This window comes from Vibrio sp. Isolate32, from assembly GCF_022397955.1.
In the GTDB taxonomy this organism is placed as follows: domain Bacteria; phylum Pseudomonadota; class Gammaproteobacteria; order Enterobacterales; family Vibrionaceae; genus Vibrio.
This window is the reverse complement of sequence record NZ_JAKEUQ010000006.1, coordinates 105,671-117,738: the sequence shown is the minus strand read 5'-3', so window position 1 is coordinate 117,738 and position 12,068 is coordinate 105,671. Positions and strand designations below refer to the sequence as shown.

Sequence of the window (12,068 nt, the reverse complement as noted above, 5' to 3'; positions counted from 1 at the left end):
TTTTGAGTATTAAGGAGATACATTATGTGCGCAAAACATGCAACGTGCCGCTCAGTAAAAGTGGACGTTCAACCACAAGCAGCCGGAGCAAGCTGCTCTAGCCCTAAAATTTCAAGCATTACTGCAGCTGGCACATCATCAGCATGCTGCAGCTCTTCTTCAGCTACAGTCGCGTCATCGGGTGATGGCTGTTGTAGTTCAGACAGTGGAGAAGAAGACAGTCAGTCCTCAACGATTACGAACGATGCTCAATTTTCTAAAAGTTGGTTGGTTTCCGGAATGGACTGTCCAGCTTGTGCCCGAAAAATAGAAAAAGCGATCAGCAATATTGACGGTGTAATTCAAGCGAAGGTGCTCTTTGCTACCGAAAAACTGGTTGTGAAATATAACAGTGAACTTCTTGCAGACATCATCGAACAAGTCTCTATAAACACTGGCTTCCCGTTAACGGAAGTGGGTTCTAAGAAAGAAAAACAACAACCAGAGAAGTTTTGGCAAGCGCATATTCAACCTAATTTACAGATCATAGCGATAGCCGCTGCGATGCTGTTTGCGGCGTTACTGACAAGTACCTTTCCTCAATTAAGTGAAGGTTTATTCATCGCGACATGTCTACTTGGATTGTATCCGGTTGCTAAGAAAGCCGTTCAACTAGCCCGCTCGGGAACTCCTTTCGCGATAGAAACCTTAATGAGTGTGGCTGCTCTGGGTGCGCTATACCTTGGCGAGACCGCTGAAGCGGCAATGGTATTACTTCTTTTCTTGATTGGTGAACGCTTAGAGGCGTTTGCTTCATCTAGAGCAAGAAGTGGTGTTCAAGCGCTAATGGCTTTAATACCTGAGAATGCGACCAAGATTATCAATGGTGAACGTGTTGAAGTGGCAGTAAGCGAGCTTGTTCCTGGTGATATCATTGAAGTCGCGGCGGGTTCTCGCTTGCCTGCTGATGGCAAACTGATTACAGACGCGGCAAGCTTTGATGAAAGTGCGTTAACCGGTGAATCAGTTCCTGTTGAACACACCGAAGGTAACAGCATTATGGCTGGTGCCGTCGTCGTGGACAAAGTGGTTCGTATAATCATCATTTCAAAACAAGGTGAAAACGCAATCGACCGTATTCTTCACCTGATTGAAGAAGCAGAGTCTCGTAAAGCACCGTTGGAACGTTTCCTTGATAAGTTCAGCCGTTGGTACACACCATTAATGATGTTGGTTGCTTTGTTGGTCATCATCACGCCTCCACTGTTGTTCGCTCAACCTTGGGAAACATGGGTATACCGTGGCCTAGCGTTACTGTTGATTGCTTGTCCGTGTGCGTTAGTTATCTCGACGCCAGCAGCGATTACTTCTGGTTTAGCGACAGCAGCGAAACGTGGTGCACTAATTAAAGGCGGTGCAGCACTGGAGCAGCTTGGCAAAATTCAAACTGTTGCCTTCGATAAAACAGGCACATTGACAGAAGGTAAGCCCCAGGTGACTGATATTGAGCCACTGTCAGGTTGGCAGAAAGATGCGATGCTTCGTGTGGTTGGCGCTATTGAAGTTGGCTCTACTCATCCATTGGCAAAATCGCTGGTGGCAAAAGTTGAAGAGCTAGGCATTGATATTCCTGAGTCACATAACAAAAAAGCGCTGATTGGTAGTGGCGTGGAAGGTGACGTCGATGGTGTGAAATATCGAGTGCTTACGCCATCTAAGCTTGATTTCGCTTTGGATGCAGAGGTATCTAAGCAAATCGAATCGCTAGAAGACGAGGGTAAAACCGTTGTTGCTGCATTAGAGGTTAAAGACTCTGATCAGGCAGCCAACGCGATTGGCCTGATTGCATGGCAAGACACATTACGTAGTGATGCGAAGTTAGCGATTGAGCGCCTTAATGGTCTCAGCATTCAATCCATTATGCTGACAGGGGACAACCCACGCAGTGCTGCTGCGATCAGTGGCAAGGTTGGTATGCAGTACAAAGCGAGCCTGCTTCCAAGTGATAAGGTGTCTTACATACAAGAGTTGTCTCAACAGTCGCATGTAGCGATGGTTGGAGATGGCATTAACGATGCGCCAGCGATGAAAACCGCTCATGTCGGTATCGCAATGGGTGGGGGCACAGACGTTGCTTTGGAAACCGCGGATTCAGCACTGACTCATAACCGTCTAACTGAATTACCAGCAATGATTGAGCTGTCGCAAGCTACTATCAATAACATCCGTCAAAATGTCGCTCTGGCTCTTGGCTTGAAAGGTGTGTTCTTAGTGACGAGCTTGTTTGGTATTACGGGTTTGTGGGTAGCGGTTCTAGCGGACAGCGGTGCAACTGCACTGGTGACATTGAACGCATTGCGCTTACTGCGATTCAAGTCTAGAGCAGACTAAATCCAACGCTATTATACAAAATAGTCCACTATATAAACGCCTTTAGTGGTAGTACGTTAAAGGCGTTTTTTGTCTCAATGGTATGCAACGAAGGTACTAATATTGCTTGTTTGTGTGATGCCAATCGTTTTATTGTGAAACTTGAAATCTTATTGCCATCATTGGTGTGAGGTGTATCACTTTATTTTGTGGTGAGCTTGGTTAGAGTGTGTTCGTACCCCACGAATTTACTATGAGCTTAAATAAGGGTAAAAAGCCCAATAAGCCAAAAGGAGCGAACTATGTCTCAAGCTGTTTTCCATTTAGGTGTTACTGAAGCAGATCTTAACGGTGCTACTCTTGCGATCATTCCAGGTGATCCTGCTCGTGTACAAAAAATTGCAGAAGAGATGGAGAACCCAGTATTTCTTGCTAGCCATCGTGAATACACACTTTACCGTGCAGAACTAGACGGTAAGCCAGTGGTTGTATGTTCAACAGGTATCGGTGGTCCATCTACCTCTATCGCTGTAGAAGAGCTAGCTCAACTGGGTGTTCGCACTTTCCTTCGTGTTGGTACTACTGGTGCTATCCAACCTCACGTAAATGTAGGTGACATGATTGTTTCTACTGGTTCTGTTCGCCTAGACGGTGCTAGCCTACACTTTGCTCCAATGGAGTTCCCAGCGGTTGCTGACTTCGAAGTTGCGACAGCAATGAAAGCAGCAGTTGAAGAAGCTGGTGCAACAGTTCACATGGGTGTAACGGCTTCAAGTGATACTTTCTACCCAGGTCAAGAGCGTTACGACACGTTCTCAGGTCGTGTAGTTAAGCGTTTCCAAGGTTCTATGCAAGAGTGGCAAGACATGGGTGTTCTAAACTTCGAAATGGAATCTGCAACATTGCTAACTATGTGTGCAAGTTCTGGTTTGAAAGCGGGTTGTGTTGCTGGTGTAATCATCAACCGTACTCAAAAAGAGACGCCTGATCACGACACACTAAAAGTAACAGAAGCACGTTCAATCAAAGTGGTTGTAGAAGCTGCTCGTAAAATGCTTTAAGTTGCAAAAGTGCTTCAGGTCTCAATCTGACAGCAAATTTTGAAATGGCTGCATCGATTGATGCGGCCATTTTTTATTTACTCGTTAAGTGACAGAGAAAAAACAGACAAGAAAAAGGCGAGTCACTAAATAGCGACTCGCCTTTGTTATATTGGTTTAAGAGATTTTTGCTCTTAGCATTCTTGATCTTCGTTACCGCCAGCAGCCGTAAACCAAGCTGTTAGGTGTGTTTTAAGATCTTTCAACTCATCAGGGCCGATCAAAGCAAGACCAAGATCTTCTGCGCGTGTTATGTCGCTATGGCGAAGCGGGCGGAAGCTCACTAGCATGGCGCGGGCTTGTAGACCACCTAATAGGTCTCTTAGTGATTCCAGTTTGTATAACGTGTCATCACCATCATCACGCATGCCTTTGGTCTTACATTCGATGATGTGAAGTTTATTGTTCACCACAGATGCCACATCTAGCTCATTTCGAACTTCACGCGCGCCGAGCTCGCGGTATACCTGAACATTCAAAGAGCGATCTTGAATAGTCGGCATGTCATCTTGGATCTGTTTTACTGTGCTGTGAACGAGAGTTTCAAGCCACTCGCCATTCGAGAAGCGTCGAGCATCTTCATTGGCAAAGGTTAGGGTGCCATTCTCATAAGTCGCAATTTGCGCTTCTACTAAATCGCTTAAAAGCATATTCAGTTCACGATAGCCTTGTTGCTTCTCTGATAACTCAACATCCAGCTTCTGCTCTTTACGACAGGTGGTTGCAAGGTAGTTAAGTGTCGCAAGACCAGGACCTAATTCAAGTGCGTTACTTGCCCAACGTTCACCTAGCTCGTATAGCTTCTGATCGAGTTGCGGAGGTAGCTGCACATCACTGAATTCGCCACGGGCGCCAAATACGGTTAGGTAGTCATCGATAGTGATGCGGTCTTGAACTTGCGCGTCTTCTTTTCCGTTCGGGTAAAGCCAGCAAAGCTTGTCACTATTTGGTTCTACAACGAAGATAGGCCAGTGGTAAGTTCGGAACACTTCGTAAACCGAAAGTAGACGGTGACGCAGACCACAACTTGCGTTGAGTTTTACTTCTTGGCCACGTGCTTTTAAATCTTCCGCAAGGTTTTGAATGGATTCTTTAATTACTGACGTGTTTACGATCGTCGGAATTTCAAAAAACTCGCTCGTAATATCACGTTTTTGTAAAACGCTGTCTAAGCGCTGATACATATCGACTTGATTCTTATCGCCGATGAACACGATGTGCGTGCTGATCGTGCGGTTATCAAGCAGTGGGGTAAGCAAGCGAATGGGGTCTTGATCGATAATGCCAACATGAACAGCCATATAAATTCCTTAATAGCGGCTCGCTCATAAAGGTAAAAGAAAACGGGAAACAGCAAGCCTTAATAACCATATAATGACAAAGCTCATAAAAAACAAGGGCAACTCTTGATAAAAGTTGCCCTTGTTCAAATAGTTACCACTATTGGGTAGGAAGTCCCAACAATCTCACCTAATAACTATGGTTTCATCATTTATCTATAGCTTAAATTGATGAACCAAATCTCCTTGTTGGTTCGCAAGAATCGTTAGGTTTTGGCTCGCCTCAGCGATCGATGACATTGCTTGATAACTTGCATCGGCAATTTGGTTGATGTCTTCAATATTACGCGCAATATCGCCTGACGTTTCACTCTGTTCAGCTGCTGCCTGAGAGATATGAGTACTCATATGGCTGATTTCCAGAATCAAGGCTTGAATTTCTTCCATTGCACTGTTGGCATTCGATGCTTGTTGTACCGACATGTCCATATCGCTCATACAGCTTTCAATCACATTACTTGCTGTCTTCGAACTTGATTGTAGGTTACTGATCATGGTCTCGATCTCAGAAGTCGATTGTGTGGTCTTCTGTGCTAGCACTCGAACCTCATCAGCTACCACGGCAAAACCTCGCCCTTGCTCACCTGCACGCGCCGCTTCAATCGCAGCATTCAGTGCCAGAAGGTTCGTCTGATCTGCAATGCCGCGAATTACGTCTAGGATTGAGCCAATTTGGCTACTCATCTGTTGCAGTTCACCCACAGCACTAACTGATTCGGTTAAGCGAGTTTCCAGTTGGTTGATGGTGCTGATGTTGGTGTTCATGATCTGACGACCCGATTCAGAAGCCGTCTCGACTTGCTGAACCATAGTCAAAGAGCTTTGTGCGCTATTTGCCACTTCCTGTACTGAGTGAGACATCTCTGTCATCGCAGTCGCTACTGTCGCAGTTTGCTCACGCTGGCTGTTAAGTTGAGCCTGAGTTTCTGAAGAGGTCTTCTGATTGACGCTTGCTGTTTTGGTTAGGTCATCTGACGCATCGTTAAGCTTCACAAGAATATTGTGTAGGTTATCGGCTAAGGTGTTGATGTGACCACTGACGCGGCTAAATTCGTTGTTGTAACGAATATCGATGCGCTGAGTCATGTCGCCTTCAGTTAAGCCTTCTAATGTACCTAGAATACGAGTTAATGGTTCTCTTACACTATGTGCAATGTGGTAACCAATTACTGCTGCGAACACGGTTACAACCAGGCCAATTGCAATCGCGTTGAATAGACCTTTATCGTAAATGCTGCTCGCGTCCGCTAGCGAAGAGCTAAGCAGCTCCTCCGCGCTGACGTTGAATGAATCCAAAACAGCCATCGCTTGGTCAACTTCAACCGCTAGGTTAGCAATGTTCACATACAGCGCTTGTTTCGCTTGCAGGTAATTGTTGTGTTTATCAAGAACGCCACCCTTTTGGCCAACATCTTTGGTAAATTTTTGAACTGATTCGTCGAACACATTTTTAAGAGCAGGTAGCTGTGTTGCCAAACCGCGGTAGGCGTAGTTTAGGTGAGTAACGGCTTTCTTGTTTTGGTTAACGGCTTTTTGTACGAATGCAACATCAGAGCTCGCAAGTGCGTCTGATGTGATCACTTCTGCGTCTTGCAGTTTAATGAAGTAGCTTTTTGCCATTACTTTCACAGAGATACTTTTTTGATCGGCAACGTAATCTTTCATACCAATCGTTAATTCTGAATGCAGACGTTGGAAGTCACGGGATGCTTTTTGCACTTGCTCTTGTGCTTCAAACATAGCAACGTAGTTATTCATCGCTTCATCCGCTTCGGCGAAGTAGCGTTCTTCCATTGCTCTTAACTGGGTGATACGTTCGGTAAGAGAGGTGTTGTTTTGACTCGCAGCTTCTAGATTGCCTAGGACTTCTGAGAAAGCGTTTTGTGATGCAGCAAACTCTGTACGTATTGCAGACATGCGTTTAGCGTTTTGTGTGGTTAAGAAATCTTTGAACGATTTATCGGCAGAAAGCAATTGAACACTTGTTTGATTTGAAAGCTCAACAAGCGGTAATGAGGTTTCTGAGACACTCTCGAAATTGCTGTGTATCTGATTCATGCTGTTCATCATGATGGTTATCGTGACTGCGAACATGATGATGATCAGTGCGAAACCAGCGTACATACGCTTGATCACAGATCCCTTCATGGCTTTCTCCCTAAATAAAAATGCAGACCTAATGTCAGGTTAAAGTAAAACTAACAAAATTATCAGCATTTTGTTGAGCTCGGTTTACGCATTTTATGACGCATACGTCAAAAATAACCCTCAGTTATAACCAACATGCCATTCTTGAGAAATAAGACTCGTTTTCTTTGATTTGAACGGTGTTTTTTATTATGCTTTAAAGCAGATTTATTGTGGTTTGATGCGGCATAGCGCATACTCAAAGCATTAAAAAATATATGTTTTATCGGAGAGAAACATGGCTGAAGAAACCATTTTTAGTAAGATCATTAATAAAGAAATTCCAGCAGATCTGCTATACCAAGACGATTTAGTGACAGCGTTCCGTGACATCAACCCACGCGCTCCTAGTCACATCCTTATCATCCCTAATAAGCTGATCCCAACGACCAACGATGTTGAAGAGGAAGACGAAGCAATGATGGGGCGCATGTTTACTGTTGCTCGTAAGCTAGCAAAAGAAGAGGGTATCGCGGAGGATGGTTACCGTCTTATCGTGAACTGTAACTCTCATGGTGGCCAAGAGGTTTACCACGTCCACATGCACTTAGTTGGTGGCCGTCCGCTTGGCCCTTTACTTATGAGTTAATCAAATAAGTTAACGAGTTAACAAAACAGTCCATGAACGAACTAGAAAGTTAATGAGTTAATTAACACAAACAGCAAGTTGGAAAATTTGTTGTTTGTATGCCAACTTTAATTGTTGTCTGTTGTCTGAATATCGGCTTTGCTTAGCCAGAGCCCGATGAAGCAAGCACTTACTTGCTTTGGATCCTTTTTACAGCACGTTTCGTTTTGATAACGAGACCATTGAAGTTGGCATTTTAAACATGCACGGAGACGATAAGTGAAGCAACAGTTTAGATTCGCTTCCATTGCCCTACTATCGGCGCTGACCACGGGATGTGCGAGTATGTCTGCAGGTAACCTGTTCAGTCATTACAGCGCACAAAATAAAATTATCTACCAAGCCGTTAAATCTGGAGATTATTCAGAAGCTCAGCAAGAGTTACCAGATTACGCAGCAGGCGATGTTCTCGATAATTTTGAGAGAGGCAGAATCAATCTGTTGGATCAAAAATACCCAGAGAGTAAGTCTTCGTTTGAAGCGGCGGATCAGGCTGTTACCGAGCAGCAGAGAAAAGCCGTAATCTCAATTTCAGACAACGCAACCAGTGTGGGTGCATTGGCTGTGAATGACAACATTACCGAGTATGTGCCGCCCGATTACGAGTTGGGCTTTCTTCATCTCTACCTCGGTTTGAATTATCTAAAGAAAAACGATTTAGAAGGTGCGGTGATTGAAATGCGTCGCGCTAACCAAGTTCAAGAGCAAGCAAAGAAGCAGCGTGAGGCGGAGCTAGAAAAAGCAGCCAGCGATGCGAAGAAGCAGGGGCTATCTGCCAATGTTGGCAGTATTCTCGCGAATTACCCAGATGCGGGTAAAAAGCTGCAGTCAGTGCAGAACGCTTATCTGATGTTTTTATCGGGTCTGCTTTATGAAGCTTCAAACGATCTTAACAGTGCTTATGTCGATTATCGACGTGCACTGGCGGTGATGCCTGATAACCAAGAGATTATCGACAGAACCATGGCTACGGCCGCACGCTTAGGTATGCGCCAAGATTTAGCCACACTTGAGAAGCGTTACAAACAGTCATCTAAGTTAAGTAGTGGTCAAGGGCGCGTGATTGTTCTTCAAGAGCAAAGTGCTGTTCAAGCAATGGACAGTTGGCGATTAGATTTACCTGTTTATGACAGTCGCGATCGGGGAGCAATATACTCTCTTGCGCTGCCATATTACCCAAGCCAGAACGTAGAGCGTTTTTCTCCGTTACGAATCAGTGGGCAGCCGCTGCAAGAGCATTTGATCACTAATGTAAACGCCATGGCTCAGAACGATCTATCTGAGCGTATGACGACAATTGTTATTCGCCAAGCGCTGCGTGTGGTCGCAAAAGACCGCATCCGAAAAGAGGCAACCAAGGGTGATGATGTTGGCAACATTTTGTTCAATGTGTGGAACACGCTGACAGAGCAACCAGATACTCGCAGTTGGCAATCATTACCAGCTCAGATTAAGAGCAGTACGTTTGTAGCAAACAGCGGCCAATATACCCTGGAAGCGGGTACTAAAACCTACGATTTTGATATTCGAGAAGGGCAGACCACTTTGGTATGGATTTCTCGACAAGGAAACAACGCAACAATGTGGCATAAACAGCTAGGGAGGCTGTAATGAAAAAGTGGTTAGTGAGCTTAGCAGCGGTTATGGCTCTGGCTGGTTGTGCTGATAATACAGCCGGCGTAAGGGTTGATAGTCTGACTCAGAACGTATTCTTTGGCGACAATGTATTGGGCAGCCGTTTACAGGTTGAAGATATCCGTACTGATCAAATTGATGGACATACGCGAGGCATTGTTCGCTTAAACAGTAACGATAAAGGTGACCAACATATCCTTTATCGTTTCTATTGGTATGACGATGCTGGGCTTGAGGTCAACTTGAAACAGGGGCCTTGGAAGCAAGCGATTGTACGTGGCTTTGAAAGCATTTCGTTGTCGGAAGTATCGGTAAACCCGAAAGCAACTCAATTCCGAGTGCAGTTCCGAGAGCAGTAAGAACAGATTTAGTTATAACCGGTGCTAGTTAACGTCGACTAGCACTTAAGAAAGCGAATTGATTCGCACAGATAAAAGTTTAAGAGTGTGGGTAACCCCACTCAATGATAAGTTGAGGAAACATCATGAAAAAGAGTGTCATTGCGCTACTAGGCTTAGCGGTTATTTTAGGCGGTTGTTCGAACAAGGTAAGCTACGGTGATGCACAAGCAGTAGAAACCACAACAATCGATTTCGGTTCAACTGACCTTCAAACTATTGCTGGTGAGATGGTTGATAGCATGATGGCTTCTGGTTCAGTGTCTTACATTACTCGTGATCAGCGTCCAATCGTGTTCGTAGAGCGAATCAAGAACAAAACAAGCGAGCACATCGATACTGAGTCAATCACTGACACAATCAGTACTAAAATGCTGAACTCTGGTAAGTTCCGTTTCGTTGATATGGACCGTGTAGAGTCTGTTCGTGACCAACTAAACTTCCAAAACAACGATGAGCTAGTGAACCAAAGCTCTGCGATTCAGTTCGGTAAGATGGTTGGTGCTCAGTACATGCTGTACGGCAACCTATCAAGCATCGTTAAGAAAGCGGGCAGCGACGAAGATGTGTACTACAAAATGACCATGCGCCTGATGGACCTTGAGTCTGGTTTGATCGAGTGGGCTGACGAGACTGAAATCCGTAAGCAGCAATCTAAGAGCCTACTAGGTCTTTAATTTCGCTTAACTGCCAACTATGAACACTTACTATTGAAAGTGAATAGATTAGTCACACGCCAATTCAGTACATGATGTGCTGATATTTGAAGACACTGGCTCTGGTCAGTGTCTTTTTTGTAGGGAAACGAAGACGTTTATAGGGAATGAGCAATGGCAATTTTTTCTTGGTCTGAGGCTAAGCTTCTTGACATCAGTTTGAGTTCGCTTGATGGCTATTTTTCGCAGCCGCCAGTGAAGGCGCAGACACTCACCGGTGGTCTGACTAACCGATGTTGGAAGTTATTTTCTGCTGATGGCGCTGAATACGTGTGGCGTCCGATCACACCAATTACCAGCGCCTTCTTTATTTCCCGTCATGAAGAGTACCAAGTGTTGTCTGGCATCGAGCGTCTTGGTATTGGACCAAGCCCGATAGTGGTGAATGAGCAGGGCTTATTGGTTGAATGGGTTGCTGGGGATACGCTCTATGAAGGTTTAGATATTGATGACCTTCTGAAAACGCTTATCTCTGTGCATTTGGTGAACATCGCGCGATTACCACTTAAGCCGTTTAGCTTTACAGCGCGAGTGGACCATTATTGGCTTCAGCTTGATGCCGTTCATAAGACTGAAGCGTACACCAAGGTTTATAAAGAGTGGCGCACAACGCCAAGTATCCCGAGTGTTGAGCTTTCTTTATGTCACTTTGATCTAGGCGGTTATAACCTAGTGAAGAACAGCGACGGGATTAGAATCATTGATTGGGAATACGCGGCAATTGCTGACCCTAGGTTAGATTTAACGTTAACCATTTCAGTCGCAGATGTCCCGGTGCAAGAAACGGTTGAAAAGTATTGCCAGCTATGCGGAATTCACGATGTTCAGCCCTGGCTAGATGGTGTAGAAGCGTGGTTACCACGAAGTCGAATGATGGCAATGTTGTGGTATTTGCTCGCTCATCAACTGTGGGGAGATGAAAGTTACCTGCGTGAAGCTGAGGCTCTTAGTCATACTTTCTGTAGCTAGGATCACGTTTAGGAAGTGAAAAATATAATTTCGATGGTCTTCCCTTTAAAACCTTGTTTTTCGTGTTAGATTGATCAAAACGTACCAATATTCAATGGGGGAGGTACAATGATCATCTATCTTCACGGCTTCGACTCAACAAGCCCGGGCAATCACGAGAAAATACTGCAGTTGCAATTCATTGATGATGACGTTCGTTTCATCAACTACAGTACTTTGCATCCAAAACACGACATGCAGCACCTACTGAAAGAGGTGCATAAAGTGATAGAGCAATCAGACGACCCGCACCCAATTATCTGTGGTGTTGGCTTAGGTGGTTTTTGGTCTGAGCGTATTGGCTTCTTGTGTGGTATCAAACAGGTTGTTTTCAATCCAAATCTTCAACCTGAGAAGAACATGGTGGGTCGAATTGATCGCCCTGAAGAATATGAAGATATCGCGACTAAATGTGTTGAGCAGTACCGCATGAAAAACAAAGGTCGCTGCCTAGTGGTGCTTTCTCGCGAAGATGAAATTCACGACAATAGCAAAACCGCCGCTGCACTTGAAGACTACTACGATGTGATTTGGGATGAAAAAGAGAGTCATAAATTCAAAAAAATCTCTCAACATCTTCAAGCAATGAAAGCTTTCAAAGACGCTTAAGATCCTAAGTATTTTATAAAAAGCGGCACTCAATGAGTGCCGTTTTTTTTATTTTGAATGTAACGTTACTATTGATGATGCTGTCGTAGCTGCTATGT

10 protein-coding genes are annotated in these 12,068 nt (G+C 44.7%); 8 read left to right on the top strand and 2 right to left on the bottom strand.

Annotation, left to right across the window (positions count from 1 at the left end; genetic code table 11):
- The first annotated feature begins 24 nt into the window (after positions 1 to 24).
- A complete protein-coding gene (locus L1D11_RS06655; RefSeq protein ID WP_239831536.1) occupies positions 25 to 2,370 on the top strand; it encodes a zinc/cadmium/mercury/lead-transporting ATPase in 2,346 nt (781 codons plus the stop codon).
- Between the two features lie 281 nt (positions 2,371 to 2,651).
- Positions 2,652 to 3,410, top strand: a complete 759-nt coding sequence (gene udp / locus L1D11_RS06650) for a uridine phosphorylase (RefSeq protein WP_008221668.1) — start codon at positions 2,652 to 2,654, stop codon at positions 3,408 to 3,410.
- Between the two features lie 173 nt (positions 3,411 to 3,583).
- Here udp and L1D11_RS06645 read toward each other — a convergent pair whose 3' ends face one another.
- Positions 3,584 to 4,750 (bottom strand): DUF1887 family protein, encoded by a 1,167-nt coding sequence (locus tag L1D11_RS06645; RefSeq protein ID WP_239831535.1) that lies wholly within the window; start codon positions 4,748 to 4,750, stop codon positions 3,584 to 3,586.
- A gap of 195 nt (positions 4,751 to 4,945) precedes the next feature.
- Positions 4,946 to 6,937 (bottom strand): HAMP domain-containing methyl-accepting chemotaxis protein, encoded by a 1,992-nt coding sequence (locus tag L1D11_RS06640; RefSeq protein WP_239831534.1) that lies wholly within the window; start codon positions 6,935 to 6,937, stop codon positions 4,946 to 4,948.
- 277 nt (positions 6,938 to 7,214) lie between these two features.
- On the opposite strand from L1D11_RS06640, the gene hinT reads away from it, so the two are divergent.
- From hinT to ycfP, 6 genes are all read left to right on the top strand, one after another.
- The gene (gene hinT / locus L1D11_RS06635) at positions 7,215 to 7,565 is read left to right on the top strand and encodes a purine nucleoside phosphoramidase (protein WP_239831533.1); all 351 of its coding nucleotides are present in this window, start codon (positions 7,215 to 7,217) and stop codon (positions 7,563 to 7,565) included.
- Between the two features lie 258 nt (positions 7,566 to 7,823).
- Positions 7,824 to 9,215, top strand: a complete 1,392-nt coding sequence (locus tag L1D11_RS06630; RefSeq protein WP_239831532.1) for a hypothetical protein — start codon at positions 7,824 to 7,826, stop codon at positions 9,213 to 9,215.
- Entirely contained in the window at positions 9,215 to 9,598 is a 384-nt protein-coding gene (locus tag L1D11_RS06625; protein ID WP_239831531.1) for a YcfL family protein, read from the top strand. The genes L1D11_RS06630 and L1D11_RS06625 overlap by 1 nt, the downstream gene beginning before the upstream one ends.
- Positions 9,599 to 9,723: 125 nt before the next feature.
- Entirely contained in the window at positions 9,724 to 10,314 is a 591-nt protein-coding gene (gene lpoB / locus L1D11_RS06620) for a penicillin-binding protein activator LpoB (protein ID WP_004741952.1), read from the top strand.
- 153 nt (positions 10,315 to 10,467) lie between these two features.
- Positions 10,468 to 11,322, top strand: coding sequence for a phosphotransferase (locus L1D11_RS06615; RefSeq protein WP_239831530.1), 855 nt, complete (start codon positions 10,468 to 10,470; stop codon positions 11,320 to 11,322).
- A 108-nt stretch (positions 11,323 to 11,430) separates the two neighbouring features.
- Positions 11,431 to 11,970 (top strand): alpha/beta hydrolase YcfP, encoded by a 540-nt coding sequence (gene ycfP / locus L1D11_RS06610; protein WP_239862297.1) that lies wholly within the window; start codon positions 11,431 to 11,433, stop codon positions 11,968 to 11,970.
- Positions 11,971 to 12,068: the final 98 nt, after the last annotated feature.